A 25,805-nucleotide genomic window follows, 5' to 3' on the forward strand; every position below is an offset into this window, starting at 1 on the left:
CCGGTCTAGGAATTGAGGAAGGTCGAGATGCGCTCCCGCAGCTCGGCGCGGTTCGTCCAGAGCATCGCCGGGCGGTCGTACACGTGCAGCTCGGCCCCCGGCAGCAGGCCGGCCAACCGCTCCGCCCACGCCGCCGGGTGCACCTCGTCGCCCAGGCAGCCCAGCACCAGCGCCCGGCCGCGGAAGGCGCGCAAGGCCGACTCGTCCGGCACGGCCGGCTGGTGCCAGAGTGTGCTCAGCTCGGCCGCCAGCCCGTCCCGCTGCAACTGCTCCACCCGCTGACGCAGATAGCTCCAGCCGGTCGGGGTGTTGCGCACCGAGGGCGGCAGCTCGGACTCGGCGGCGGCGGCGATCGACGCCGCCTCGCCCGACTCGACCGCGGCGAGCAGCCGCTCGACCCGCGCCTCGGCGGCGGCCGGGCGGATCCCGTCGAGCGGGGCCGGCAGGTAGCAGACCACTCGCTCGAAGCGCTCCGGGGTCTCGCTCAGCAGGCGGCACAGCGCCCCCGAGCCCATGCTCACGCCGAGCGCCCGGGTGGCGCCGGCCAGGTCGGCCACGGCGCGCAGGTCGTCGGCGAGGTCGCCGAAGGTCCACGGGCCGACCGGGGCATCCGAGCGGCCGTGCCCGCGGAAGTGGAAGAAGACCCGGCGGCCGGTGACCGCGCTCGCCAGCGGGCGGGTGCCGGAGATGTCGCCGCCCAAGCCGTGCCCGAAGACGGTGACCGGCTCACCGACGCCGGTGACCAGCTGCTCCAGGCGTACGCCGGACGGGGTGGAGATCAGCTCGGTGGGCGGGCCGGGCAGGGTCGGGCGCCCGGACCGCGGGCCGGTCGGATCGGGGCGGTGCAGGCGCGGCCCACCGTCCGGCGGCGGCGGACCGAACCGCCTCACCAGAAGCCTTTGCCGTCCGACAGGTCTTTCAGCCCGGGCCGGACGTCAAGCAGATAGATCAGGGCGGCGCCGATACCGATCAGGCTGAAGATGCCGATCGCGTTGCTCACCAGCAGGGTCAGCACGATGCAGACCGCCAGGATCGCCGCCCAGGCCCCCTTCGGCAGGGTGCCGATGGCCTGGAATCCGTCGCCCCGCTGGGTCAGGCAGTGGATCAGCGCGACCGCCTGCACGACCAGCGAGAGGATCAGGATGAGGATCTCGATGTACGTGCGTACATGGAGGTAGAAGATCGGCGCGGAATAGGCCATGACGGAAAGTCTATGCCGCGGGCCCCGGCAGATGCCGGGGCCCGCTGATCACGATTGCCTACTGGCGTCCGATTACTTCTCGGCCGGCTTGGTGGCGCGCTTGCGCGGCTTCGGGGCGGCCGGGGCGGCCTCGACGGCCTTCGGGCCCTCGGTGGTCTCGATGTCCGCGTTCACCACTTCGGCGGTGGTCACGACGCCGGCGCCGACGACCTTCTCGCCGCGGGCGACCAGCGCGGTGTACGCCGCGACGGTGCGCTCCTGGGCCAGCTGCGCGATCGAGGTCGCCACGCTGGCGGCGTTGCCCCGGAGGGCGTCGAAGTCGGTGGTCTGCGCCTTTTCCCGCAGCTGGGTGGCCTTGGCGTTGGCCTGCTCGTTGTAGGTGCGCAGCGACGCGGCGGCCTTCTCGCTCAGCTCGGTCACCACGGCCGGCAGCTTGCGCAGCTGCTCGTAGGCCAGGTCACCGGCGCCGGCGGCGGCGTACAGCGGGGCGGGAAGCTTGGTCTTGGTCTGCTCGGTCATTTCGTCTCCTCGGCGGTGTCGGTGGTCTCGGGTGCGTGCCGGGCGTTCTCGTTGCGGAACGTCTCGTAGATCTGCGACAGCGACTGTTTCTGGGCGATCGTGAGGTCGGGATCGACTGCGATCGCGGCCAGCACCCCCTGCTGACCCTCGCCGTCCAGCAGACCCGCACGCAGGTACATCGCGGGTGTGGAGACCCGCAGCGCGCTGGCGATCTGCTGCAACACCTCGGCACTCGGCTTACGCAGGCCACGCTCGATCTGGCTGAGATACGGATTGCTCACGCCCGCCTTGTCGGCGAGCTGGCGCAGCGAGATCTTGGCATTCTCCCGCAGGTCACGGATGAAACTTCCGATGTCCTGTGGCAGATCCTTCGGCGTGCCCATGTCTCGAAGTTAGCTCGAAGTGCTAGCTCTTGCAAGCAGAATGCTAACTACAGCTAGCGTGAATCAGGTCACCCGGACCGCGCGCACCTCGCCGACCGGCTCGCCCCCACCGAGGATCAGCTCCTCGAGAACGGGCACGTCGACGCCGAGACGGCGCAGTTCGTCCAGGAGAACGGGGATACGAGCGCGTTGCCCGCCGTCCTCGATCTTGATAGCCACCGCGCCCACGCCAGGCATGGCCGCCGCCACCACGCCCTCGGCTCCACCCTTGACGAGCAGGCCGGGTACGGCGGCCATCAGCACCGTGTCGTCGGCGCCGGTGCCGGCCACCAGCTCGGGATGGGCACGCATCTCGTCGGCGACCCGACGCTCCGGCGTACCCGGGCCGGCCTCGACCAAACGAAGAAACGCGCGCGCCAGCCCGGTGAGCGAGTACGCGTGCACCGGCGCACCGCAGCCGTCGATCCCGATCGCGGCGACCGGCTCGCCGGCCAGGTCGGCGATCGCCTCCGTGATCGCCGCCTGCACGGGGTGCGCCGGGTCCAGGTACGACTCGACCGGCCAGCCGTTGGCCACGCAGGTCGCGAGCATCCCGGCGTGCTTGCCGGAGCAGTTCATCAGGATCGGCTCGCGGCCGCCCTGCCGGCGCAGCCAGTCCTCGCGCACCGCGGCGGACAGCGGGAACGCGGCCGGGCAGCGCAGCGCGGCCGGCTCGAGACCGGCGGCGTCGAGGATGTCGCGCACCCGCCGGACGTGCAGCGGCTCGCCGTAGTGACTGCCGCCGATCAGGGCCAGGTCGGACGGATCGCGCGGGGTCAGGCCGGCCCGCAGCATGCCGACGGCCTGCATCGGCTTGCTGGACGAGCGTGGGAAGACCGGCACGGTGACGTCGCCCCGGCTGACCCCGCCCAGGACCGCGACCGAGCCGTGGTGGACGCTCTCCACAAAGCCGGAGCGCACCACCTCGGCAACGATCATCGCGCCGGCCCGCCGCGGAGAGCGATCATCGCGCCGGCCAGCGGGAGAACGGCGGCCAGAGCGAGAACGGCGGCCAGAGCGAGAACGGCGGCCAGAGCGAGAACGGCGGCCAGGGGGAGAACGGCGGCCAGAGGGAGAACGATCATCGCGGCGGCACGCCGAGCAGCTTGCGGGCGGCCGCGGTGGTCAGCGGCGGCCGCTGGGCGAGCTGCGCGAACCCGGTGGCGCGGGCCACCAGCTGCATGTTCGACTCGACCGGCTGGCCCTTCGCGTACGTGACGGTGTCCTCCATCCCGACCCGCAGGTGCCCGCCCGCCGCCAGCGACGCCAGCATGACCGGAATGGTGCTGCGGCCGATGCCGGTCGCCGAGAACGTGGTGCCCGCCGGCAGATCGCGGATGGCCTGCTCGCAGGCGACCAGCGCGCCGGCCGTCCCCGGCATCCCGCCCGGCACGCCCATCACGAGGTCGACGTGCACGTGGCCCCCGGCCGGCAGGCCGTACTTGCCGAGCAGCCGCTGCAGCGTGGTCAGCTGGCCCAGGTCGAAGATCTCGTACTCCGGCACGATGCCCCGCTCCTGCATACGGGTGTGCAGGTCGACGATGAACTCCCAGCGGTTCAGGAACACGCCGTCGCCGAAATTGACCGTGCCCATCGTGCACGAGGCCATCTCGGGCCCGGCGTCGAGCACCGCCAGCCGGTCGGACTCCGGATCGGTCACCGCCCCACCCGAGGAGAGCTGGACGATCAGGTCGGTGGCTTCCCGCAGGGCGGCCACGGTGGCCCGCAGGCGGCCCTGGTCGAGGGTGGGCGCGGCGGCGTCGTCACGGATGTGCACGTGGATGATCGAGGCGCCCAGCGCCTCGCACTCCTTGGCGGTGCGCACCAGCTCGTCGATGGTGACAGGCAGGGCGGGCACATCCGCCTTGCTGACTTCCGCGCCGGTCGGAGCGACAGTGATCACGGTCCCGGTCATGGCATGAACGTTAGTTCAGGCGGGGTCGACCGCGGCGACCGACTCACCCACTCGCAGTGCCGCGTCGTCGGGCACGTTGCGCTTGAGCACGGCCAGGGCGATCATCCCGAGCTCGTGGTGGCGGACCGCGGTGCCGACGAAGCCCACCTCGCGATCGTCGAGGGTCACCGGGGTGCCCTGCGCCGGGGGCTGGTCGGACGCGATGCCGTCGAAGTGCAGCAGGACGAGGCGGCGGGGCGGACGGCCGAGGTGATGCACCCGGGCGACCGTCTCCTGGCCGCGGTAGCAGCCCTTGTCCAGATGGACGGCCGAGGCGATGAAGTCAGCCTCGGCCGGGATGGTGCGATGGTCGGTCTCCCAGCCCAGGCGGGGAATGCGGCGTTCCACCCGGATGGCCTCGTAGGCCCACAGGCCGGCCATCGGGACGCCGAGCGCTTCGATCACCCGGGTGCGTGTTTCCCGTGGAACCAGAAGATCGACACCCAGCGGTACGCGCCGGGCCAGGCCACCCTCGAACTCCCGTACGGCGTACCGGCTCGTCGCGTGCGCGGGCACCGAGCCGGCGGCGAACTTCGGACCCGGCACCGCGCCCACCCGCGGCTCGGCCAGCTCGGGGAAGAGGTCGGCGGCGCCCGGGCCGACCAGCGAGAGCACGGCGATCTCGGGGGTGGCGTCGCGCGGCTCGACCTTGCTGAAGAAGCGCATCATCTCGAGGTACTTCAGCAGCCCGGCGCCGGCCCCCGGCTCGGTGTCCAGCCAGGCCGTCTCGCCGTCCTCGGTCACGTAAGCATGCTGCTCGACGTGCCCGTGCGGGGAAAGCACCAGGAGCTCAGAGCCGGAAAGACCGGACAAATCCGAAAGATGCTGAGTGGTCAGGGTGTGCAGCCACGACGCCCGCTCCTCGCCCGGCACGGCGATCACGTCGCGGTTCGAACGGTCGACGAGGCCGACCGCGGTGGCCAGGGTGCGCTGCTCCCGCATCGGGTCGCCGTAGTGCGCGGCCACCCCCGCGTCGGCGGACGAGGGATCGAGGTCCTCGACCATCACGACGGTCATCTCACAACTCCTTGCAGTCCTCGCAGACGCCGAAGAGCGAGACATGGCCGACGTCGACCCGGAAGCCCCGCTCCGCGAGCAGCCGGTCGGTCACCGGCAGCATCACCGTCGGGTCTACCTCAGAAATCGATCCGCATCCACGGCAGACCAGGTGAACGTGCTGATCCTCACCCGCGGCGTGATAGGTGGGCGAGCCGTGCGACAGGTGCGTGTGGTTGACCAGCCCGAGCTCCTCGAGCAGCTCGAGGGTGCGGTAGACGGTGGTGATGTTGACGCCGGCGACGCGCTCCCGCACCGCCGTGTGCACCTGCTCGGGCGTGGCGTGACCGAGCTCGTGCACCGCCTCCAGGATCAGCTGGCGCTGCGGCGTGAGGCGCAGCCCGCGCTCCCGGAGCATCTCGGCTAGCGAAGTGGCGGACACGTGACAAGCATAGGCCGACGGTTACGCTGCGCCCGTGCCCGACGAAGTCCTGGTCTCCCCGGCCGAGCTGTTCGGCGACGGCGTCTTCGAGACCGTGCACCTGCGACCGTCCGGCCCGTGGCTGCTCGACGCGCACCTGTCCCGGCTGGCCCGGTCGGCCGCGCTCCTCGAGCTTGACGTGCTGCCGCTCACCCTCGGTGCGATGGTCTCGGATGGCCCGGAGAGCGCGCTGCGCATCATCCGCACCCGTCGGTCACAGCACGTCACGATCTCGCCGATCCCCGCGGAGACGCTTCGCGAGCGCATGTCCGGCGTCCGGGTGATCAGCGCCGGCCTCGGCTACGCCCTCGGCGGCAAACCACCATGGTCACTCTGGGCGGCCAAGACCCTGTCGTACGGGTCGAACTTCGCGGCCCGCCGCTGGGCGCGCGAGCGGGGCGCCGACGATCTGCTGTGGCTGTCCACCGAGGGGTACGCGCTGGAGTCCCCGACCGCATCATTGGTCTGGCTGACCGGCGACGAGCTGTGCACCGTCCCGCCCGAGCAGGCGCAGATCCTGCCGGGCACGACGGCCGCGCACCTGCTCTCGGTGGCGCCGTCGGTGGGACTGCGCCCGGCCCATCGCCTGGTCACCATCGAGGAGTTGCGCGGGGCGGACGCGATCTGGCTGGCTTCGGCCCTGCGCGGGCTCGCCTTCGTCAAATCCCTGGACGGCGCCCCTCGACGCACGTCGCGTTGGACGAAGGTCCTGCTCGACCTGCTGGGCTACTAACCGCCGATCCGCAGCAGCCGGGCCGACATGTGCGGCCGCAGTCCACTGTCGTCGACCGCCATCTCGTGCGCGTAGAGCAGCGCGCCCTCGACGATGCCGAAGAGTCGCTGGGCGCCGGTGACATGCAAACCCGTCGGCGTGTACGCCGTGGCATCCGCCGCCATCTCGAGCCGGGTCGTGCCGATCGTCTTGCCGAGGTACAGCTCGGCCGTACCCTCCGGCGTCACGACCACGGCCTCCATCTCGTCGCCGGCCCGCCCGTCGACCAGCACCGGCCGCCAGAAGCCCGACTCGGTCACCCACTCCCCGATCGGCTTCGACTCGTCGTCGAGCAGCCACGAGGTCGACTCGAAGCGCAGGAACGGCCGCCCGTCGTGGCTGATCCGCACCTGCTGGGCGAAGTTGTAGTCGTCGTCGGCCGGGAACCCGCCCTGCCCACGGCCGCGCCACAGCCCCACGAACGGCAGCAGCCCGAGCAGCGCCGGGTGCAGGTCGGGGCCCGTACGCAGGTCGTGGGTGTCCTCGTACGGCGATGGCTCGACCGGTGGCGCGTTCAGCCACGGCGGTGGGCCCAACGGGTTGTCCGACTCGCCGCTCACCAACGCCCCCTCGAAATCCGAATCGCCAGATAGCCGAGTCCACCCGCCAGCGCGCCCAACCCGGCGACCAGCAGGCTCACGAACCCGATCTCCGTAACCATGACCGGCCCATCCTATGCTGACCGGCATGGCACGTTTGCTGGTCGTCAAGGCAACCGCCGGTGCGGATTCTCCCGAGCGCTGCTCGCAGGCCTTCACGGTGGCGTCGACCGCCGCCGCGTCCGGCGTGGACGTCTCGTTCTGGCTGACCGGCGAGTCGACCTGGTTCGCGCTGCCCGGCCGGGCCGCCGAGTTCGAGCTGCCGCACGCCGCGCCCCTGCCCGACCTGCTCGACCTGCTGCTGGCCAGCGGCAAGGTGACCGCGTGCACCCAGTGCGCCGCCCGCCGCGCCATCACCCCCGCCGACGTCCTGCCCGGCATTCGCATCGCCGGCGCCGCGGTCTTCGTCGAAGAGGTCACCGCCGAGAGCGCGCAGGCCCTGGTCTACTGACCTCTTCGGCGTCCGGCCGGCCCCGCCGGTGCACGGGCGCCGGTGCGACACCCAGCTCCGGCCCGGTGGCCTAGCAACCGGTGCCGACGCCCACCCGAACCTGCTCGCCGTCCGGCACGACCACCACCGAAACCCCATTCCTGCGGTACGCCCACGCGACGTCATCCGACCGCACGATGGTCGCCCCCGCGCTCACCGTCCGCATCCGCGCCGCCAGATCGGCCGGCGGCGGCACCTCCACGGTGTAGCTGGCTGCCACCCCGCCATCCGGACAGGCGACCGCCCGCACCTGGGGCGCCGACGCCTTGGCGCCCAGCCCGGTCAGCACGGTGGCCAGCTCGGCCGGCGTCGCCGCGGCCCCCGGGTCCCGCTGGTCGGCCGCGCTCACCGGTCCCGGCCGGCACCCGCTGGTCAGCCGTAGGGTGATCGCCCTGGTCGTGGCGTCCAGCGCCGTGTCGATCCCGATGAAGTTCCCGGCGTCGGCGTGCATCGCCAGCCGCGTCCCGCCCCGGCCCTCCGACACCTCGGCGCGATAGGCCGCCGGCAGCGCGCCGGCGATCGCGTCGAGGGTCGCCCGCGCATCCCCTTGCCGCACGTAGACGGTGAGGTCGCGGGCCGCGACATACCCGTGCCGCACCGGCGTGATCCGGCAGCCCTCGATCAGCTCCAGCTCCCCGAGCATGACGACCCGCCCGTCCCCGTCGGCCGCCGCATAGGCCACCCCCGCCGCCTGCTGCAGCTCCGGCACGGCGCGAGCGATGTCCCGCTGCTCCGGCACCGTCGCCGGCGAGTGCCAGACCGACCAGGCCCCGACCACGACCACGACCGCCATCCAGGCGAACACGAGCCCGATCAGCCACCGCCGCCCTTTCCCGGCCGGCGGCGGAGTCCCGGCCTGCAGTCCCGTCACGGCAGCCATGGTGACACGCCCCAGCCCGTCGCGGGATCGGGCCGGGCTGTCGCATCACGGCTAGTCCGGGGACAAGGGCCGGGCTCAGCTCTTGGCGAGGCGCTGGAGAGCGCCGACGGCGACCTCGGGACGAGTCGTATACCAAAACGGGGGAAGTGACCTGCGGAGGAAGGCGCCGTAGCCCCGGGCCGTCTCCAGCCGGGAGTCGAGGACGGCGACCACGCCCTTGTCGCCGGTGGAGCGGATCAGCCGGCCCACGCCCTGGGCCAGGCGGATCGCGGCGATCGGGACGCTTACCGAGGCGAAGCCGGAGCCGCCGGCCGCGTCGACGGCCGCCGAGCGGGCCGCGGCCAGGGGCTCGTCGGGGCGCGGGAACGGAAGTCGGTCGATGACGACCAGCTGGCAGGCGTCGCCGGGCACGTCGACGCCCTGCCACAGCGACATCACCCCGAAGAGGCAGCTCGCCCTGTCCTCGCGGAACTTGCGGACCAGCAGCGGCAACGCCTCCTCACCCTGCAACAGGATCGGCAGGTCGGTGCGGGCGCGCAGCAGCTCGGCCGCCTGGGTCGCGGCCCGGCGGGACGAGAACAGGCCGAGGGTGCGACCACCCAGCGCGGTGACCAGCTTGAGCAGCTCCTCGCCGGCCGGGTCGGGCAGGCCGGACGCCATCGGGCGGGGCAGGTGCGCCGCCACGTACAGAATCCCCTGCTTGGGATAGTCGAAGGGGGAGCCGACATCCAGCGACGTCCAGCCGTCACCCGAGGCCGGCGGGGCATCGGGGGTGAGCGCGCCCGGAGCCGTGCTGCTACCGCTTGGTGCGCCGGACGGCACAGCGGGGACCGCGGCGACCGGCAGGCCGAGCGAGCGGGCCACCGTGTCGAAGCGGCCGCCCAGGGTCAGGGTGGCCGAGGTGGCCACCACCGTACGGTCCGTGTACAGGCCCTGGGAGAGCGTGCCGGCCACCGAGAGCGGCGCGACGACCAGCGCGCGTCGCCCGGTGCCCAGGTCGGACTTCTCCACCCAAGCCACGTCGAAGTCGGACTCCTCCTTCAGGCGCTGGGCGGTCTCGAAGAGATCGTCGAGAGCGGCCTTCGCCTGCTGCTTGCGTACGGGATCGGGGTCGTCGCTCTTGATCTCGCCGATCGCGGTCAGCGCGGCGCGCGCGCCCGACTCCAGCAGGGTGACCGCCTGATGCAGCGGCGGCGGCAGGCCCGCGGTGAGCCGGCCGGCCGGGATGTCGGCCAGCCCGACGGTGAGCGCGTCGGCCGCCTCGGCCAGCGACTCGGCCGCGGCCGGCGGGATGAGCTTGCCGGCGCGGCGGGCCGAGCGCTCGATCGCGTCGGGGGTCAGCTCGGCCTGGGCCGCCGAGGAGACCCGGTCGGCCAGCTCATGTGCCTCGTCGATGATCAGCAGCTGGTGCGGCGGGACGATGTGCCGGTCGGCGAGCATGTCGACGGCGAGCAGGCTGTGGTTGGTGACCACGACGTCGGCCTCGCGGGCCCGGGCCCGGCTGGCCTCGGCGAAGCACTCCGCGCCGTACGGGCATTTCGACGCGCCCACGCAGTCGCGGGCCGGCATCGACACCTGCCGCCAGGCCGTGTCGTCGACGCCGGGGTCGAGCTCGTCCCGGTCGCCGGTCTCGGTCTTTTCCGACCAGGCGTGCAGCCGCTGGATCTGCTTGCCGAGCTTGCCCGCCTCGCCCAGCCACTTGGTGGCCTTGGGCGGCGCGTCGTCGAAGAGCGTGTCGGTGATCGGCTCTTCCTCGTCGGCATGCTCCATCTTGGCCAGGCACAGGTAGTGGTGCCGGCCCTTGAGCACGGCGAAGGTGGGCCGGCGGCCGAGGACCGGCTCGACCGCGTCGGCGAGGCGGGGCAGGTCGTGCTCGACCAGCTGATTTTGCAGGGCCAGCGTGGCCGTGGAGACCACCACCGGGCCGTCGACGAGCAGGGCGGGCGTCAGGTAAGCCAGGCTCTTGCCGGTGCCCGTGCCGGCCTGGACGAGCAGGTGCTCGCGGTCGCGGACGGCCCGGTCGATCGCGCTCGCCATGGCCTGCTGACCGGGGCGAGCGGCGCCGCCGGGGACCGCGCCGACGGCGGCGGCAAGGAGCTGGTCTGCGGTCGCTTTCTTGCGGGTTGCTGCGGGCACGCTGAGACGGTACCCGCCACCACCGACAGAAGCCGACCACCGTTAGGGTTCTCGCATGCCGCAAGACATGGTCCGGGTCGTCTACACGAAGTACGACGGTTCGGCCCACCGGGACTATCCAGCGCGCCGCTTCGACTCCGATGACCTGGGCGTCTGGGTGGGCGTGACGCGCGGGACGCCGTCGGTCTACCACGGCCGCCCGTCGGTGGAGCAGATCCCGTTCGTCCTGCTGATCCCGCACCACGCCTGGTGGACCGCCATGTTCAACCCGCCGCCGCGGACCAGCGAGGTGTATTGCGACATCACCACGCCGGCCCGCTGGGAGGGCGACACGGTGCACATCATCGACCTCGACCTCGACGTGGTGCGCCGGCGCGAGACCGGCCTGGTGGAGCTGCGCGACGAGGACGAGTTCGACGAGCACCGGGTGCAGTTCGGCTACCCCGACGACCTGGTCGGCGAGGCCCGGTTCGCGGCCGACCGGCTGCTGACCGCCCTCGGTGACGGCAGCGAGCCGTTCGCCGGGCAGTACCACAAATACCTACTCCAGGTCGCGTAGCTCGAGCTTGCTCGGGTTGAGCTGGTTGAAGAGGCCGGTGATCCGGCCGTCGTCGACCGCGATCGCGAGCACCGAGTAGAGCGGCCGCCCGTTCGCGTACGTGCCCCGCACCAGCAGCCCGATCGAGCCGTTGACCAGCACCGACTCGACCTGCACCGGGCCCATTCCGGCGGCGATGCCGAGGTAGAAGCGGGCCACCTTCTCGGCGCCGACGATCGGGCGGGTGCCCACGCCGGGGACCAGGCCCCCGCCGTCGCCGATCGCCACCACGTCCGGCGCGAGCAGCGCCGCCAGCGCCCGCAGGTCGCCGCCGTTGGCCGCCGCCAGGAACGCGCCCAGCACCCGGCGCTGCTCGGCCAGGTCCGCGGTGTGCCGGATGGAGTCCTGGGCGACCGCGCGACGGCCGCGGGAGGCGTGCTGGCGGGCGGCGTTCTCGGTGGTGCCGAGCACGTCGGCGACGTCCTCGAAGGGCATGCCGAACGCGTCGTGCAGGACCAGCGCCACGCGCTGCTCCGGGCTGAGCTTCTCGAGGACCACGAGCAGGGCCATGGCGATCTGGTCGCTCATCTCCGCGCGGGCGGCCGGTCCGGCGTCCGGTTCCACCACGTACGACGGAAGCCACTGCCCCGGATAGGCGGTGCGGCTCACCCGGGCCGACTTGAGCACGTCGAGGCAGATCCGCCCGGTCACCGTGGTGAGCCACCCGCGCAGGTCGTGGATCTCGCCGCCGTCGCGCGCCTTGGCGTAGCGCAGCCAGGCCTCCTGCACCGCGTCCTCGGCCTCGGCGCGGCTGCCGAGCATCCGGTAGGCGACGGCGAGCAGGCGCGGCCGCTCGGCCTCGAACTCGGTGGCGGTCAGGGACGGCATGGGGGAATTCTGCGCGAGATTGCCCGAGTGCGGGTATCGGATGTGCCACAGTAAGAAACCCGCATTTCGTACGAATCGGATGGTGCAGTGAACGCTGCGACGATCGCCGGAGCTGTGACCGGCGCGGCCGGGCTGACCGGCCTGCTCTCCACCGGCGCCGTCCAGCTGCGACGCCCCCGACCCTTCCAGCCATCCGGGCACGCCATCGCCGAGCCCACGGCCATCGACCCGCTGCCCGACGTGCTGCGCCGCGGGCTCGGCGGACTGACCGTGTCGGTCACGCCCGGCCCGCACGGCGAGCTGTTCCTCGGCCCCGGCGGCCCGCAACCCGGCCGCACCCTGCGCCGCCTCGTGCTGACCCCGCTGTTCGCCCGGGCCAGGAGCCGCGGCGGCCGGCTCGCCCCCGATCAGCAGGTGCCGTTCCGGCTGGTCATCGAGTTCGCCGGTGCCAACCGCGAGGCGGAGACGCTGCTACGCGCGTACCGGATGCTCGATCAGCAGTTGCGGGACCACGCGGCGCTGCTCAGTCGCTGCGAGGGCGACACCCTCGTGCCGAGCGCCGTCGCCGTGTCGGTCGCCGGCATCGTCGACGTCCGGGACCTGCTCGCCGGCCAGAAGATCCGGTACGCGTTCGCCGACGGCTCCTTCGACGACCTCGGCTCCTGCGCGGCCCCGCCCACCCTGGTCCCGGTGATCAGCGAGCCGTGGAACCGGCGGTTCGGCTGGGACGGCCGCGAGCCGATCCCGGCCGAGGAGCGACACCTGCTGCACGCCATGGTGCGGCACGCCCACCGGGACGGCCGCACCGTGCGGATCGCCGGCCTGCCGGAGGGTCCGCGCCGGGCGCGCCGGGCGATCTGGACCGAACTGGGCGCCGCCGGGGTCGACGTGATCGCCGACCACGACCAGCGCGGCCTGGTCCGCCATCTGAACCGGCACCCGGTCAGCCGGCGGGTCGAGCCCGCTACGCTGCCCACCCGCGGGGTCCGCCGCACCTCGCCCCGGCCGCACCCGCCCCGCCCGGACCGCCGCGCCGAGCCGGTCTAGCGAACGGTTGCATGCCAACAGTCCGCTTTGGGCGGTGCGGCGGCGCGCCTGCGGTCAGGCGAACGCCAGATGAACGACGAGGGACCGCTAGCATGCCTGGAGATCCATCCCAAGCCCATCGATCGAGGTCCGCGCCGTGAAGTTTTCCTTCCGCCCCGTCGAGGGCGCTTTCTACGATCTCTTCACCTCCGCTGCGCAGAATCTGGTCAAGGGCACCGAGCTCCTCAACGAACTGGCGTTGCCGGGTGTCGACGTGCAGTCGGTCAGCGAGCGACTGAGCGATGTGGAGCACGACAGCGACCAGCTCACCCACGAGCTGTACAAGAAAATCAACTCCACCTTCATCACGCCGTTCGACCGGGCCGACATCTATTCGCTCGGATCGCAGTTGGACGACGTGATGGACCACCTCGAGGCGGTCGGCAGCCTTCTTTACCTGTACGGGCTGACCGCGCTCCCGTCACTCCCCCGGGAGATGCACGAGCTGATCACCGTGCTCGACCAGCAGTCCAGGGTGACCGCCGAAGCGATGCCGCGGTTGCGCACGATGAAGGACCTCGACGAGTACTGGATCGAGGTGAACCGGCTCGAGAACGACGGCGACCGGGCGTACCGGATGCTGCTGGTCCGGCTCTTCTCCGGCGAGTACGACGCGCTCACCGTGCTCAAGATGAAGGAGGTCGCCGACGAGCTGGAGGCCGCCTGCGACGCCTTCGAGCACGTGGCGAACACCGTCGAGACCATCGCGGTCAAGGAGTCGTAGACCTTGTCCGCCGATTTCATCGCCGTGTTCGCGGTGATCGTGGTGGCGATGGTGTTCGACTACACCAACGGCTTCCACGACGCGGCCAACGCGATCGCGACCAGCGTCAGCACCCGCGCCCTGACCCCGCGGGTGGCGCTGCTAATGGCGGCCGCCGGCAACTTCATCGGCGCCCACTTCGGCAAGAACGTCGCTAATACCGTCAGCAGCATCATCGAGGTGCCGCAATCGCAGGCCGGCCTCGGCGCGGTCTTCGCGGCCGTCGTCGGCGCGATCGCGTGGAACCTGATCACCTGGTACTTCGGGCTGCCGTCCTCCTCGTCGCACGCGCTCATCGGCGGGCTGGTCGGCGCGGCCCTGATCGCGGGCTACACCGTGGCCTGGGACGCGGTCGTCAGCAAGGTGGTCATCCCGATGGTGGCCTCCCCGCTCGTCGGCCTCGTCGCCGGCTTCCTCTTCATGCTGGCGATCATGTGGATCTTCCGGAAGGGCCGGCCGGCCAAGCTCAACCGCGGCTTCCGGCTCGCGCAGACGTTCTCCGCCGCGGCGATGTCCATCGGGCACGGCCTCCAGGACGCGGCGAAGACGATCGGCGTCATCGTCCTGGCCCTGAACGTCGGGGGCTACCAGGACTCGATCACCTACATCCCGCCGTGGACGTACTGGACCTCGGCGACCGTGCTCGCCCTCGGCACCTACGCCGGTGGCTGGCGCATCATCCGCACCCTGGGCCGCAAAATCATCCACCTGGGCCCGCCCGAGGGTTTCGCGGCCGAGACGGTCGCGGCGGTCCTGCTCTTCGTCTTCGGTATCAAGCTGCACGCCCCGATCAGCACCACCCACACGATCACCTCGGCCATCATGGGCGTCGGCGCCACGAAGAAGTTCTCCGCGGTCCGCTGGGGCGTGGCCGGCAACATCGTCACGGCCTGGATCCTGACGTTCCCGGGCGCGGGACTCATCGCCGCCGCCGCCTACCTGCTGACCCACCAGCTGTTCATCTGAGCCGTTCGATGGGGTTTCGATGGGTGTTTCGATGGGGTGAGGTGCTGTCTCGGGCGGGAGACAGCACCTCACGCGATGACCCTCCGAGGCTACTGACGGAGGGACGGTCAGAGCGACCACCAGACGGTCGTGTCCGCCGGGATGATCGCCACGCCGGCCTCGATCGTGACCGGGCCGCTGGCGATCAGCAGCTCGCCCGGGGCGTCGAGGCGTACCGGGGAATCGCCCATGTTGACCGTGCAGCGGAACTCCGGTCCACGGTCCAGCACCAGCACCCCCTCGGGCGCGTCGTGCCAGGTCAGCGCCGCGTTTCCGGCGAGGGCCTTGCGGCGCAGCGCGAGCGCGTCCCGGTACATGCTCAGCGTCGAGCCGGCCACGCCGTCCTGGGCCGCCACGCTCAGCTCGGCCCAGGAGTCGGGCTGCGGCAACCACGACGAACCGCCCTCCGGGCCGAAGCCGTACGGCGCGGTGACGCCCGACCACGGGATCGGCACCCGGCAGCCGTCGCGATAGCCGTCCTGGCCGGTGGCGCGGTGGAACGCCGGGTCCTGCCGCACCTCCGGCGGCAGGTCGACGACCTCGGGCAGGCCGAGCTCCTCGCCCTGGTAGAGGTACGCCGAGCCGGGCAGCGCGAGCAGCAGCAGCGTCGCCGCCCGGGCCCGGCGCAGGCCGGCAGCCGGATCGACCGCGGCGGGCTTCTTGCCGGCCACGTCGCCCTGCTCGTCCTGCATCAGCCGGTTGGTGTGCCGGACGACGTCGTGGTTGGAGAGCGTCCAGGTGGTGGGCGCGCCGACCGCGTCGTTGGCGGCGAGCGAGGCGTCGATCATGGCGCGCTGCGCGGGGACGTTCCAGGCAGTGCTCATGTAACTGAAGTTGAACGCCTGGTGCAGCTCGTCGGGGCGGACGTAGTCGGCGACCCGGGCCAGCGTGGGCGCCCAGGCCTCGGCCACGGCGATCCGCTCGCCGGGGTACTCGTCGAGGATCGTGCGCCAGCTGCGGTAGATGTCGTGCACCCCGGGGCGGTCGAAGCACGGGCTCTCGCCGACGTCCAGCAGGTGCCAGGAGGTCTCCTTGCCGATATCCGGCAGGCCCTTCTCCTTGACCAGGCCGTGCGCCACGTCGATCCGGAAGCCGTCGACGCCGAGGTCGAGCCAGAAGCGCAGGATCGTCCGGAACTCGTCGGCGACCGCCGGGTGCTCCCAGTTGAGGTCGGGCTGCTCGGGCGCGAACAGGTGCAGGTACCACTGCCCGTCGGCGACCCGGGTCCAGGCCGGCCCGCCGAAGATCGACGGCCAGTCGTTGGGCGGCAGCTCCCCGGACGAACCGCGGCCGTCCCGGAAGTGGTACCGCCCACGCAGCGGCGAGCCGGGACCCTCGGCGAGCGCCTGCCGGAACCAGTCGTGCTGGTCGGACGAGTGGTTCGGTACCAGGTCGACGATCACGCGCAGACCCAGGTCGTGCGCGTCGGCGACCAGGCACCGGGCGTCGTCGACCGAGCCGAAGATCGGGTCGACGGTGCGGTAGTCGGCGACGTCGTACCCGGCGTCGGCCTGCGGGGACAGGTAGAAGGGGGACAGCCAGACCGCGTCGACACCCAGGTCGCGCAGGTAGGGCAGGCGGCTGCGGATGCCGGGGAGGTCACCGATGCCGTCGCCGTTAGCGTCGGCGAAGCTGCGCGGGTAGATCTGGTAGATCACCGCATCGCGCCACCAAGCCGGGGGAAGATCGCTCATGGCGTGACGGTAGCAGGTTACTAACTCGTGTTACACCAGTGGTTTGGCCGCCGAGTCGCGGACGATGAGCGAGGTGCTGAGCAACTGATGGGGGTGCTGGTCCTCACCCCGAATGGCGGAGATGAGAAACGAAGCGGCACTCCTACCCTTCGTCACGATGGGTTGGCGGACGGTGGTCAGCCGCGGCCGGAACCACGCCGACTCGGCCAGGTCGTCGAAACCGGTCACCGAGACCTGATCGGGCACGGACAGCCCGAGCTCCTCCAGCGCATCCACCGCACCGAACGCGAGGACGTCGGAGAGCGCCAGGATCGCGGTGGGCCGGGGGTCCCGGGCCACCAGCTGCTTGGTCGCCCGGTAGCCGTCGAGCCGGCTCACCGGCACCTCGGCGAGCGCCACGTCCGCCATGGTCATGCCCGCGCCGGCCAGCGCCTCGGCGATGCCGTCCAGCCGGCGACCCAGCGGACCGCGGTAGCCGCGGGTGGCGACGTCCGGGCCCGGGCCGATGGAGAGCACGCCGATCCGGCGATGCCCGAGCTCGAGCAGGTACCGGGTGACCTCGCGGGCGCCGCCGTGGTCGTCCACGTCGACGCTCGGCGCGTTCTCGTACCGGTCGCTGTCGATCAGCACGAACGGGATCTTCCGGCGCTCCAGCTCGACCACCTCGGCGCCCTCGGTCTCCAGACCGCAGACGATGAAGCCGTCCACCGCCGCGTACGGGATCGCCTTGAGCACCGAGTCCTGCAGCGGCGGGGTGAGCAGCAGGGTGTAGCCCTCCTGGTCACAGATCTGCCCGACGCCCATCAGGAAGCGGGCGTAGTACGGGTTCTCCAGGATCTGCGCGAGCCGCTGCGGCAGCAGCACGCCGAGCGAGGTGGTCGTCCCGGCCTGCAGCATCCGGGCCAGCGTGTTGGGGGTGTAGCCGAGCTCGGCGGCCGCCGCGAGAATCCGCTCACGGGTGGTCGCCGAGATGCGCTGTGGACTGTTGAACGCGAACGAGACGGCGGACCGGGAAACACCCGCGGCCGCGGCCACGTCGCTCGACGTCGGCTTGCCGCCGACCTTCCTCGACGGCATCGCCCCAGAATAGTCAGTAGGTCACACCGATCTGCTCGCGGATGGCATCCAAGAGGCCCATGATCTCCAATGTGGTGGTGTGCGGCATGAGCGGACTCTCCAGCTCACCGGCCAGGATGCAGCGCTGCACCTCGGCCGCCTCGAACTGGTAGCCGCTGCCCTCGAACGGGAACTGGTACGTCTCGGGGGCGCTACCCGACCGGGTGAGGGTGAACTCGCGCGGCGCCCAGAAGCCCGGCGGGATGTCGATCCGCCCGTCGGTGCCGGTGATCGACGCGGCGTTCCGGCTCTCGCCGTTGATGCTGCAGGTCAGGGCGGCGACCGCACCGGGCTGCCAGCCGAGGAGCACGCCGGTGTTCTCGTCCACGCCCTCGGGGGTCAAATGCGCCCACGCCCGTACGGCGGTGGGGCTCCCCATGATCAGGTGGGCCAGGTTGATCGGGTAGACGCCGACGTCGAGCAGTGCGCCGCCGCCCAGCTTCGGGTTGCGCAGGCGGTGCTCGGCCGCAAACGGGCCCTGCAGACCGAAGTCGGCGTGGATCGCGCTGACCCAGCCGATCGCGCCCTCCTCGACCAGCTCCTGGATCTTCCGGACGGCCGGGTTGAGGCGCATCCACATCGCCTCCATCAGGAAGACGTTGTTGGCGTGCGCGGCCTGCACCAGCCGGGCCGCCGAGGCGAGGTCCAGCGTGATCGGCTTCTCCACCAGCACCGCCTTGCCGGCCTCCATGCAGAGCAGGGCGGCGTCCAGGTGCTGGGCGTGCGGCGTGGCCACGTAGACGACGTCCACGTCGGGGTCGGCGGCGAGGTCGGGGTAGGAGCCGTACACGCGGGCGAAGCCGTACCGCTCGGCGAACGCGACGGCGGTCTCCCGGGAGCGCGAGCCGACGGCGACGAGCTCGGCACCCGCGACCAGCGGGAGATCCTTGGCGAACTGTGCGGCGATCCCGCCGGGGCCGACGATGCCCCAGCGGACCTTCTGTTCGGTCATGATCGGTACGTTAGTCCCCCTTCCCGCGCTCCAAACCTCACCGCTTGCGGGTCCTTCCGATTTGGGTGATGGGTAGGGCGGCGGAATGGGGCACGATCGACGGGTGACCGACTCGAACCCTGCCTCCCTGTCCTTCCCGCTGCCGGATGCCATGGTGCGCCGGGCCCGCGAGTTCCGCGGCGATCCGGCGCCCACCCGGCCCGCGGCCACCGTCGTCCTCCTGCGCCCCGAGGGCCAGACCTTTCAGCTGTACGTGCTGAAGCGCGCCGCCACGATGGTCTTCGGCGGCCTGCACGCGTTCCCCGGCGGCGGCGTCGACCCGTCCGACCGTCCGGAGACCGTTCGTACCGACTGGGCCGAACGGCTGGGCGTGCCCGGCGAGCAGGCCCGCGCGATCGTCGGTGCCGCCGCCCGCGAGCTCTTCGAGGAGGCCGGCGTCCTGCTGGCCGGCCCGGTGGACGAGCTCGACCGCACGGTCAGCGACGGTTCCCTGAGCGGCGTCGTCACGCACGGGACCGAGCCGGCCGGCGGCGAGGCGGCGGGCGGGGACGACCGGGTCATCGGCGACGTCAGCGCCGCGGACTGGGAGGAGGATCGGGCGGCGGTGGCGGCCCGCAAGCTGACCCTGACCGACCTGCTGTGCCGGCGCGGGCTACGACTGCGGGACGATCTGCTGCTGCCGTGGGCCCGGTGGATCACGCCGGAGTTCGAGCCCAAGCGCTTCGACACCTGGTTCTTCGTCGCTCTCCTGCCGGAAGGCCAGACGGCGCGCGACGTCTCCGGTGAGAGTGAGTCGGCCACCTGGATCAGCCCGGAAGCCGCCGACGGCCTGGCCATGCTCCCGCCTACGAGGTCGACCGTGAGCTCGCTCCGCCCGTACCGGAAGATCGCGGAAGTGATCGCGGCCGCGAGTCGCCGCGATGCCGCACGGCCGGTCATGCCTCGCGTGGAGGTGAAGGGGGACGGGAGCGCCGTGTTGCACGTGGCGCTCCCGTCGCAGTAGGAACTTTCGATCAGCCGAAGCGGCCGGTGATGTAGTCCTCGGTCTTCTTCTGGGTCGGGTTGCTGAAGATCTTCTGGGTGTCGTCGTACTCGATCAGGCGGCCGGGCTCGCCGGTCTTGTCGATCGAGAAGAACCCGGTCTTGTCGCTGACCCGGGCGGCCTGCTGCATGTTGTGCGTGACGATGATGATCGTGAAGCGGTCCTTCAGCTTGAACATCAGGTCCTCGATCGCCAGCGTCGAGATCGGGTCGAGCGCCGAACAGGGCTCGTCCATGAGCACGACCTGCGGCTCGACCGCGATGGTGCGGGCGATGCACAGACGCTGCTGCTGACCGCCGGAGAGGCCGGCGCCGGGCCGGCCGAGCCGGTCCCTGACCTCCTCCCAGAGGTTCGCCGACCGGAGCGACTGCTCGGCGGCGTCGTCCAGCACGGACTTCTTCTTGACACCGTTGAGCTTGAGACCGGCCACGACGTTCTCGTAGATCGACATCGTGGGGAACGGGTTGGGCCGCTGGAAGACCATGCCGATCATGCGGCGGACCGCGGTGACGTCCACGTCCGCGTCGTAGATGTTCTGGTCGTCGATGGTCAGCCGGCCCTCGATGCGGGCGCCGGGCAGCACCTCGTGCATCCGGTTGATCGACCGGAGGAACGTGGACTTGCCGCAACCGGACGGGCCGATCAGGGCGGTGATGGTCTTGGGCTCGACGGTCATGGAGATGCTGTCGATCGCCTTGAACGAGCCGTAGTACGAGGTGACGTTGCTCGCCTCGATGCGCTTAGCCATGGGGATTACCTCTTAACGGGTCAAACTGTTGCGACGGGCGAGCATCTTGGCGGCGATCGTGAGCACCAGAACGAGCGCGACCAGGGTCAGCGCGGCGGTCCAGGCCCGCGCGGGTGCGTACTTCGAGGCGTCACCGGCCTGCTGGTACACGAAGAGTGCCAGCGAGGACTGGTTGCCACCGAACGGGTTGAAGTTGATCGCGTCGGCGCCGCCGGCGACCAGCAGAACCGGCGCGGTCTCGCCGGCCGCGCGGGCGATGGCCAGCATGACGCCGGTGACGATGCCGGGCAGCGCCGTCGGGATGACGATCTTGATGATCGTCTTCCAGTGCGGCACGCCGAGCGCGTACGAGCCCTCCCGCAGCGGGCCCGGCACCAGCCGCAGCATCTCCTCGGTGGACCGGACGATCGTCGGCAGCATCAGCACGGACAGCGCCAAAGCGGCGGCGAAGCCGGAGAAGCGCGGCTGCCCGTTGTTGAACCACGGGCTCACGATCAGCACCCAGAACGACAGGATGAACAGACCGGCCACGATCGACGGGATACCCGTCATGACGTCGACGAAGAAGCGGACCGTGTTGGCGAACCTGCCCCGGCCGTACTCGACCAGGTAGATCGCGCCGAGCACACCCAGCGGCACCGCGATCAGGGTGGCGATGCCGACCTGCTCGAGCGTGCCGATGATCGCGTGGTACGCGCCGCCGTTCGGGTCGCGCGCACCGATGTTGTTCATCGACGTGGTGAAGAAGATGGCGTCCAGGCGCTCCAGGCCCTTGGAGATCAACGTCCAGACCACCGAGGCGAGCGGCAGGATCGCCAGCACACAGGCCGAGTAGATCAGCGACTGCCAGGCCCGGTTGCGGGCCGCGCGACGGCCCTCGACCCGGCTCGCGGCCAGGAACAGCCCGATCAGGTAGAGGAACCAGCCGAGGACGACGACCAGCACCCAGTTGCCGACGCCCAGGCCGTAGACGACCGCCGCGGACAGGCCGAACGCGATCACGGCAACCAGCAGGTTGGTGACCAGCGGCAGCCTCTTGGTGCGGATGTGGTCCGGGGTCATCACGACGCCGGCCAGGTCACTTCGCGTCATCATGCTCATGCGGCACTGTCCCGGAACTCGCGACGGCGGTAGATGATCGCCCGGGCCGCCATGTTGACCACCAGGGTGATGGCGAACAGCACCAGGCCGGAGGCGATCAGCGCGCCCCGGCCGATGTCGTTGGCCTCGCCGAAGGTGTTGGCGATGTTGGCGGCGATCGAGTTACCGCCGGTCTGGATCAGGTTGAACGAGATGTTGAAGACCGTGCCGAGCGTCAGCGCCAGGGCGATCGTCTCGCCGAGGGCACGGCCCAGGCCCAGCATCACGGCGGCGATCACGCCGGGCTTGCCGTACGGAATCACGGCGGTGCGGATCATCTCCCACTTGGTGGCGCCGAGCGCGAGAGCCGCCTCCTCGTTCATCCCCGGGGTCTGCTGGAAGACCTCTCGGGAGAGCGAGGTGACGATCGGCAGCACCATGATCGCCAGCACCAGGGAGCCGAGCATGACCGAGCGGCCGAACGGGCCGTCGCCGCCGAACAGCGGGATCCAGCCGAAGTAGTGGTTGAGCCAGACCGAGAAGTTCGTCACCGGCTCGGAGAAGACGTCCCGGCCCCAGAGACCGAAGACGACACTGGGCACCGCGGCGAGCAGGTCGATCACGAAGCCGAGCGGGTTGGCCAGCCGCTTCGGCGCGTAGTGCGAAAGAAACAGTGCGATACCGAGCGCGATCGGGACCGCGACGATCAGCGCGATCACCGACGACAGCACGGTGCCGAAGGCGATCGACGCGATGCCGAAGTTCGGCTGGGCGTCGTTCGGGAACCACTTCTCGTAGGTGAAGAAGTTGGCCGTGTTCGCCTGCAGCGCCGGAATGGCCTTCGAGATCAGGAAGATCGCGATGGCCACGATGATGACCAGCACCATCGCGCCCGCCGAGACCGATAGACCTCTGAACCCGGACTCCATGGAGAACCGGGCCTTCCTCTGCAGAGGGGCGCCACCGCCGCCGATTGGGGGTTCTTGGTAACTACTCGGCGAAACGCCGTTGCCGGCGGACCGCGCGTGACGTCCTGTCACACCCGAGCCGCCGGCGGTGGCGTTCGTCGAGCGGGAGGGGTAGTCACCCATCTACTCGCTCGCTGTCGTGTCGGAGGGATGTTCCCGTTACTGGGGGGCGGAACAGCGTCAGCTGATGGAGGCGACCGAGGTCGCGACCTTCGACTGGATCGACGCGGGCAGCGGGGCGTAGCCCAGGTCGCCCAGCGCGGCCTGGCCGTCGGAGCCCGAGGTGTAGGTCAGGAACGCCTTGATGTCGGCGGCCTTCGAGGAGCCCTTGCTGCAGGCGATCTCGTAGGTGACCAGCACGATCGGGTACGCGCCCGGGGTGGTGGTGGCGTAGTCGATGTCCATCTTGAGGTCGTTGCCGGTGCCGACGACCTTGGCGCCCTCGATGGTCTTGCCGGCGCTCTCGCCGGTCAGCTCGGTGAACTCACCCGCGCCGTTCTTGATCTTCGACATCGCGAGGCCGCCGTTCTCGGCGAACGAGAACTCGACGTAGCCGATGGTGCCCGGGGTGCTCTTGATCAGGCTGGCGACGCCGTCCGACTTGGCAGCGCCGGTGCCGCCCGGAGCCTTCCACGCCTTCGCGTGGTCGTAGGTCCAGTCGGCCGAGGCGGTCTTGCTGAGGTACTTGGTGAAGTTGTCCGTGGTACCCGACTCGTCCGAGCGGTGCACGGCCTGGATCGCGGTCGACGGCAGCTTGGCGGCGGTGTTCAGCGCGGCGATGGCCGGGTCGTTCCACTTGGTGATCTTGCCGGAGAAGATCTTGGCAAGCGTCGAGGAGTCGAGCTGGAGGCCGGTCACGCCCTCCACGTTGTAGACCACCGCGATCGGGCCGATGACCATCGGGATGTTGAGCGCGGGGCCGCTCGCGCACTTGGCGTCGGCCTTCGGCTGCTCGTCGGGCTTCAGGTACGAGTCGGAGCCCGCGAAGTCGGCGGTGCCCTGAATGAAGGCCTGCACGCCGGCGCCGGAACCGGTGCCCTGGTAGTTCACCGAAGCGCCGGAGCACTTGGCGCTGTACTTCTTCGTCCACTCGTCCATGGCGTTCTTCTGAGCGGTCGAGCCCTGCGCCGTCAGGCTGCCGGTGCCGCAGCTACCCGGGGCGGCGGAAGCATCGCTCGCACTTCCCGTCGAAGTGTTGTCCGAGCCGCAGGCGGCGAGCGCAAGCGTCGCAGTCAAAGCAATGCCGGCAAGGTAGCCGGACCGCTGGAGCTTCACGATTTTCCCTTCGGGGTGGGGGTGCACAAGCCGATCTCGAATCGGCATGCCCCGAAGCTAGGAGGGCGAGGTAGCCGGTTAACCGGCCCCAAATGAACGAGCGGTGAACACGTGGGCGCCTCGAGTTTGCTTTCTACTGAGGCCGAGTTGTCCGTTACGTGAACTGGGTGAGCGAAGTCGGACATGTACGGTATTTCAGCCGCGTGTTTATCGCCTCGAGATCCGCGCTTGTCCGTCCCGTGACGCACCGGGCGGGTCACCCGAGGGGTCTAGCTGTATGCCGCAGCTACAAGTTTTCCCCCTTTTGAGCGATCCCGGATCCCATCCGCAAGAAATCGGGCCACATCGATGCCGACCGTCCGCCTGGCGGACACCGCCGAGACGCCGGCCGTATGCCTGTCTCGGCGCCTAGGCCGCCGCCGAGCCGGGCGCCCCACGAAGGCCGGACCGAATGGTTGCCATGTTTATGGTTGACATGTTTAGCTTTTGGCGTGGAGACCATCGGGGCGTTGTTGTGGCGGGTCACCAATCGGTGGCGGGCCGCGGTTGATCGGGCGCTGGCGCCGGTCGGCCTCACCCACGTGCAGTACTCGTTGCTGGCCACGCTCTACGGGATGGGGCGCGAGGGGCTGACCCCCAGCCAGCGCGAGCTCGGCGAGCGGGCCGGGTTCGAGCCGATGTACGTCTCCAAGGTGGCCCGCGGGCTCGAGCAGGCCGGTCTGCTCGAGCGGGCCCGTCATCCGCACGATCCGCGGGCCTTCGGGCTCGCGCTCACCGAGCACGGTCAAGAGGTGATCGGCCGGGCGATTCCGATCGTCGCCGGGCTGCAGGCCGAGTTGACCGCGCCGATCGGCGGGCCCGAGGGTGCGCGCGCCCGGGAGCTCGCCGAAGTCCTTCGGATTCTGCTGAAGCGGGAGTGAGGAAACGAGAGTGAAGATCACATGCCTGCCTTGACCGGACAGACCATCGCCGAGGCGCAGGGCGCGGTGCGTGCCCTGCTCGATCAGACGCTCGCGGGCAGCGGGCTGACCGGCAACGAGTACGTGGCGCTGCGGGTGGCGACCGCGCGCCGGACCGACGACCTCGCGGGATTCCTCGCGGGTCAGCCGCAGTTGGGTCTCGACCCGGCGGCGGCCGCCGCGCTGGTGCACGGACTGCAGATGCGCGGGCTCCTGGTGGAGAGCGCGATCAGCCCGGCCGGGGCCGAGCTCTTCCAGCGGATCACCGGCCGGGTCGCGGCGACCACCACCGAGCTCTACGCCGGGATGGACGAGAACGACCTGGCCACCGCGCATCGGGTGCTCACCGCGGTGATCGAGCGGGCCGGCGAGCTCAGGTCCGCGCGTACCTGACGTCGGTCTTGTAGATCTCGAAGCCGAGCTTGCGGTAGAGGGCGACCGCCGCCGCGTTCGACTCGTCGACGTAGAGCATCGCCTGGGTGAGGCCGGTGTCCGCGAGGTGGCGGAGGCCGGCCACGCTCAGCGCGGCGCCGAGGCCGCGCCGGTGGCCGCCCGGGTCGACGCCGAGCACGTAGATCTCGCCGATCGCCGGGTCGGCGCCGGTCGGCGGGTGGACCTTGGTCCAGTGGAAGCCCAGCAGGGTGTCCTCGAGGTCGACCGCGAGCAGGAAGCCGGCCGGGTCGAACCACGGCTCGGCCTCGCGCAGGCGCAGGTCGTCGACGGTCCAGCGACCCTGTTCGGGGTGGTGCGCGAAGGCCCGGGCGTTGACCGCGAGCCACGCCTGCTCGTCGTGGCCGGGCCGGAAGTGGCGCAGCGTCACTCCGTCCGGCATGACGGAGACTTCCTCGAAATCGGCCAACGACCGACGCATCTGCCAGAGGACCCGAGCACGCATGAATCCGGATTTCTCGGCAAAAACCCCGGCGTTGTCACCGTGGGCCCAGAACGCGAGCGGCCCGTCACCGGCGGCGGCCAGCAGCGCCGTGCCGTAACCGTGCCGCCGATGCCCGGGATGCACGACGAGCTCGCCCGACCCCGCATCGTCCACAAAGGCATAGCCGGCGAGGGCGCCGTCGTCCCCGTACGCCAGCAGATGGGTGCCGCCACCATTGCGTACGCGAAGAACCACGTCCTCGGAGAGCGGGTACACCCCGTCGGCCTGCTCCGCAGCGGTGGCCAACGCGAGAACGTCGGCCACCGTGTCGGCGTCCGGCCGGTCCACGGACCGGATCTTCGTCATC

General features: G+C 70.9%; 30 protein-coding genes and 1 pseudogene. 9 read left to right on the forward strand and 22 right to left on the reverse strand.

What is annotated here, in order from left to right; all coding sequences use genetic code 11:
* Nucleotides 1-5: 5 nt before the first annotated feature.
* The 9 genes and pseudogenes from ODJ79_RS25790 to ODJ79_RS25830 all read right to left on the reverse strand — a co-directional run bounded on the left by ODJ79_RS25790 (nt 6) and on the right by ODJ79_RS25830 (nt 5,510).
* Nucleotides 6-890, reverse strand: a complete 885-nt coding sequence (locus ODJ79_RS25790; protein WP_263026153.1) for an alpha/beta fold hydrolase — start codon at nt 888-890, stop codon at nt 6-8.
* Complete coding sequence (locus tag ODJ79_RS25795; protein ID WP_263026154.1) at nt 887-1,201, reverse strand: DUF2516 family protein; 315 nt, start codon at nt 1,199-1,201, stop codon at nt 887-889. The genes ODJ79_RS25790 and ODJ79_RS25795 overlap by 4 nt, the downstream gene beginning before the upstream one ends.
* 72 nt (nt 1,202-1,273) lie before the next feature.
* On the reverse strand, nt 1,274-1,720 hold the full coding sequence (locus tag ODJ79_RS25800; RefSeq protein WP_263026155.1) for a hypothetical protein: 447 nt from the start codon (nt 1,718-1,720) through the stop codon (nt 1,274-1,276).
* 2 nt (nt 1,721-1,722) lie between these two features.
* Nucleotides 1,723-2,103, reverse strand: a pseudogene (locus tag ODJ79_RS25805) (helix-turn-helix domain-containing protein); the annotation flags it as partial.
* A gap of 63 nt (nt 2,104-2,166) precedes the next feature.
* Complete coding sequence (locus ODJ79_RS25810; protein ID WP_263026157.1) at nt 2,167-3,081, reverse strand: asparaginase; 915 nt, start codon at nt 3,079-3,081, stop codon at nt 2,167-2,169.
* Nucleotides 3,078-3,227, reverse strand: coding sequence for a hypothetical protein (locus ODJ79_RS25815; RefSeq protein WP_263026158.1), 150 nt, complete (start codon nt 3,225-3,227; stop codon nt 3,078-3,080). The genes ODJ79_RS25810 and ODJ79_RS25815 overlap by 4 nt, the downstream gene beginning before the upstream one ends.
* Nucleotides 3,224-4,057 carry a 3-keto-5-aminohexanoate cleavage protein gene (locus ODJ79_RS25820; protein WP_263026159.1) on the reverse strand — a complete coding sequence of 278 codons (834 nt, stop codon included), beginning with the start codon at nt 4,055-4,057 and terminating at the stop codon, nt 3,224-3,226. The genes ODJ79_RS25815 and ODJ79_RS25820 overlap by 4 nt, the downstream gene beginning before the upstream one ends.
* 15 nt (nt 4,058-4,072) lie before the next feature.
* Nucleotides 4,073-5,113, reverse strand: a complete 1,041-nt coding sequence (locus tag ODJ79_RS25825; RefSeq protein WP_263026160.1) for a YgfZ/GcvT domain-containing protein — start codon at nt 5,111-5,113, stop codon at nt 4,073-4,075.
* Between the two features lies 1 nt (nt 5,114).
* Nucleotides 5,115-5,510 (reverse strand): Fur family transcriptional regulator, encoded by a 396-nt coding sequence (locus ODJ79_RS25830; RefSeq protein WP_263026267.1) that lies wholly within the window; start codon nt 5,508-5,510, stop codon nt 5,115-5,117.
* Between the two features lie 58 nt (nt 5,511-5,568).
* Between ODJ79_RS25830 and ODJ79_RS25835 the strand changes: the two genes are divergently transcribed.
* On the forward strand, nt 5,569-6,306 hold the full coding sequence (locus ODJ79_RS25835; protein ID WP_263026161.1) for an aminotransferase class IV: 738 nt from the start codon (nt 5,569-5,571) through the stop codon (nt 6,304-6,306).
* On the opposite strand, the gene ODJ79_RS25840 is transcribed toward ODJ79_RS25835, so the two are convergent.
* Entirely contained in the window at nt 6,303-6,905 is a 603-nt protein-coding gene (locus ODJ79_RS25840) for an FABP family protein (protein ID WP_263026162.1), read from the reverse strand. The genes ODJ79_RS25835 and ODJ79_RS25840 overlap by 4 nt on opposite strands.
* Nucleotides 6,902-7,006 carry a small membrane protein MtfM gene (gene mtfM, locus ODJ79_RS47025; protein WP_317620701.1) on the reverse strand — a complete coding sequence of 35 codons (105 nt, stop codon included), beginning with the start codon at nt 7,004-7,006 and terminating at the stop codon, nt 6,902-6,904. Before mtfM ends, ODJ79_RS25840 begins: the two co-directional genes overlap by 4 nt.
* A gap of 14 nt (nt 7,007-7,020) precedes the next feature.
* Between mtfM and ODJ79_RS25845 the strand changes: the two genes are divergently transcribed.
* Complete coding sequence (locus ODJ79_RS25845) at nt 7,021-7,395, forward strand: DsrE family protein (protein ID WP_263026163.1); 375 nt, start codon at nt 7,021-7,023, stop codon at nt 7,393-7,395.
* A gap of 70 nt (nt 7,396-7,465) precedes the next feature.
* On the opposite strand, the gene ODJ79_RS25850 is transcribed toward ODJ79_RS25845, so the two are convergent.
* Both ODJ79_RS25850 and ODJ79_RS25855 read right to left on the reverse strand, forming a co-directional pair.
* Nucleotides 7,466-8,305 carry a hypothetical protein gene (locus ODJ79_RS25850; RefSeq protein ID WP_263026164.1) on the reverse strand — a complete coding sequence of 280 codons (840 nt, stop codon included), beginning with the start codon at nt 8,303-8,305 and terminating at the stop codon, nt 7,466-7,468.
* An 84-nt stretch (nt 8,306-8,389) separates the two neighbouring features.
* Nucleotides 8,390-10,450, reverse strand: a complete 2,061-nt coding sequence (locus tag ODJ79_RS25855; RefSeq protein WP_411267370.1) for an ATP-dependent DNA helicase — start codon at nt 10,448-10,450, stop codon at nt 8,390-8,392.
* 55 nt (nt 10,451-10,505) lie between these two features.
* On the opposite strand from ODJ79_RS25855, the gene ODJ79_RS25860 reads away from it, so the two are divergent.
* A complete protein-coding gene (locus ODJ79_RS25860) occupies nt 10,506-11,009 on the forward strand; it encodes a DUF402 domain-containing protein (RefSeq protein WP_263026165.1) in 504 nt (167 codons plus the stop codon).
* On the opposite strand, the gene sigJ is transcribed toward ODJ79_RS25860, so the two are convergent.
* Nucleotides 10,992-11,876 (reverse strand): RNA polymerase sigma factor SigJ, encoded by an 885-nt coding sequence (sigJ, locus tag ODJ79_RS25865; protein WP_263026166.1) that lies wholly within the window; start codon nt 11,874-11,876, stop codon nt 10,992-10,994. The two genes, ODJ79_RS25860 and sigJ, sit on opposite strands and share 18 nt — an antisense overlap.
* Before the next feature lie 87 nt (nt 11,877-11,963).
* On the opposite strand from sigJ, the gene ODJ79_RS25870 reads away from it, so the two are divergent.
* From ODJ79_RS25870 to ODJ79_RS25880, 3 genes are all read left to right on the forward strand, one after another.
* Complete coding sequence (locus ODJ79_RS25870) at nt 11,964-12,923, forward strand: hypothetical protein (RefSeq protein WP_263026167.1); 960 nt, start codon at nt 11,964-11,966, stop codon at nt 12,921-12,923.
* A 136-nt stretch (nt 12,924-13,059) separates the two neighbouring features.
* Nucleotides 13,060-13,686 carry a DUF47 domain-containing protein gene (locus tag ODJ79_RS25875; protein ID WP_263026168.1) on the forward strand — a complete coding sequence of 209 codons (627 nt, stop codon included), beginning with the start codon at nt 13,060-13,062 and terminating at the stop codon, nt 13,684-13,686.
* A gap of 3 nt (nt 13,687-13,689) precedes the next feature.
* Complete coding sequence (locus ODJ79_RS25880; RefSeq protein ID WP_263026169.1) at nt 13,690-14,691, forward strand: inorganic phosphate transporter; 1,002 nt, start codon at nt 13,690-13,692, stop codon at nt 14,689-14,691.
* A gap of 107 nt (nt 14,692-14,798) precedes the next feature.
* Here the strand turns inward: ODJ79_RS25880 and ODJ79_RS25885 are convergent, their stop codons facing one another.
* The 3 genes from ODJ79_RS25885 to ODJ79_RS25895 are packed head-to-tail and all read right to left on the reverse strand — an operon-like array spanning nt 14,799 to nt 18,492.
* Entirely contained in the window at nt 14,799-16,424 is a 1,626-nt protein-coding gene (locus ODJ79_RS25885) for a glycoside hydrolase family 13 protein (protein ID WP_263026170.1), read from the reverse strand.
* A gap of 30 nt (nt 16,425-16,454) precedes the next feature.
* Entirely contained in the window at nt 16,455-17,501 is a 1,047-nt protein-coding gene (locus ODJ79_RS25890; RefSeq protein ID WP_263026171.1) for a LacI family DNA-binding transcriptional regulator, read from the reverse strand.
* A 13-nt stretch (nt 17,502-17,514) separates the two neighbouring features.
* Nucleotides 17,515-18,492: a Gfo/Idh/MocA family protein gene (locus tag ODJ79_RS25895; protein WP_263026172.1), complete on the reverse strand. Its 978-nt coding sequence runs from the start codon at nt 18,490-18,492 to the stop codon at nt 17,515-17,517.
* 85 nt (nt 18,493-18,577) lie between these two features.
* On the opposite strand from ODJ79_RS25895, the gene ODJ79_RS25900 reads away from it, so the two are divergent.
* Nucleotides 18,578-19,495 carry an NUDIX hydrolase gene (locus tag ODJ79_RS25900; RefSeq protein ID WP_411267371.1) on the forward strand — a complete coding sequence of 306 codons (918 nt, stop codon included), beginning with the start codon at nt 18,578-18,580 and terminating at the stop codon, nt 19,493-19,495.
* 10 nt (nt 19,496-19,505) lie between these two features.
* On the opposite strand, the gene pstB is transcribed toward ODJ79_RS25900, so the two are convergent.
* From pstB to pstS, 4 genes are read right to left on the reverse strand one after another with little or no spacing between them, the layout of a single operon-like run.
* Nucleotides 19,506-20,282, reverse strand: coding sequence for a phosphate ABC transporter ATP-binding protein PstB (gene pstB, locus ODJ79_RS25905; RefSeq protein ID WP_263026173.1), 777 nt, complete (start codon nt 20,280-20,282; stop codon nt 19,506-19,508).
* Nucleotides 20,283-20,294: 12 nt separating this feature from the next.
* Nucleotides 20,295-21,344 carry a phosphate ABC transporter permease PstA gene (gene pstA, locus ODJ79_RS25910; protein ID WP_411267374.1) on the reverse strand — a complete coding sequence of 350 codons (1,050 nt, stop codon included), beginning with the start codon at nt 21,342-21,344 and terminating at the stop codon, nt 20,295-20,297.
* Nucleotides 21,345-21,379: 35 nt separating this feature from the next.
* Entirely contained in the window at nt 21,380-22,453 is a 1,074-nt protein-coding gene (gene pstC / locus ODJ79_RS25915; protein WP_263026175.1) for a phosphate ABC transporter permease subunit PstC, read from the reverse strand.
* 57 nt (nt 22,454-22,510) lie between these two features.
* The gene (gene pstS / locus ODJ79_RS25920) at nt 22,511-23,605 is read right to left on the reverse strand and encodes a phosphate ABC transporter substrate-binding protein PstS (RefSeq protein WP_263026176.1); all 1,095 of its coding nucleotides are present in this window, start codon (nt 23,603-23,605) and stop codon (nt 22,511-22,513) included.
* Nucleotides 23,606-24,096: 491 nt separating this feature from the next.
* On the opposite strand from pstS, the gene ODJ79_RS25925 reads away from it, so the two are divergent.
* On the forward strand, nt 24,097-24,525 hold the full coding sequence (locus ODJ79_RS25925; protein WP_263026177.1) for a MarR family winged helix-turn-helix transcriptional regulator: 429 nt from the start codon (nt 24,097-24,099) through the stop codon (nt 24,523-24,525).
* Between the two features lie 21 nt (nt 24,526-24,546).
* The gene (locus ODJ79_RS25930; protein ID WP_263026178.1) at nt 24,547-24,957 is read left to right on the forward strand and encodes a hypothetical protein; all 411 of its coding nucleotides are present in this window, start codon (nt 24,547-24,549) and stop codon (nt 24,955-24,957) included.
* Here ODJ79_RS25930 and mshD read toward each other — a convergent pair.
* Nucleotides 24,938-25,804, reverse strand: a complete 867-nt coding sequence (mshD, locus tag ODJ79_RS25935) for a mycothiol synthase (RefSeq protein ID WP_263026179.1) — start codon at nt 25,802-25,804, stop codon at nt 24,938-24,940. The two genes, ODJ79_RS25930 and mshD, sit on opposite strands and share 20 nt — an antisense overlap.
* Nucleotide 25,805 lies beyond the last annotated feature (1 nt).

This window comes from Actinoplanes sp. KI2 (assembly GCF_025630775.1).
Taxonomy (GTDB): Bacteria; Actinomycetota; Actinomycetes; order Mycobacteriales; family Micromonosporaceae; genus Actinoplanes.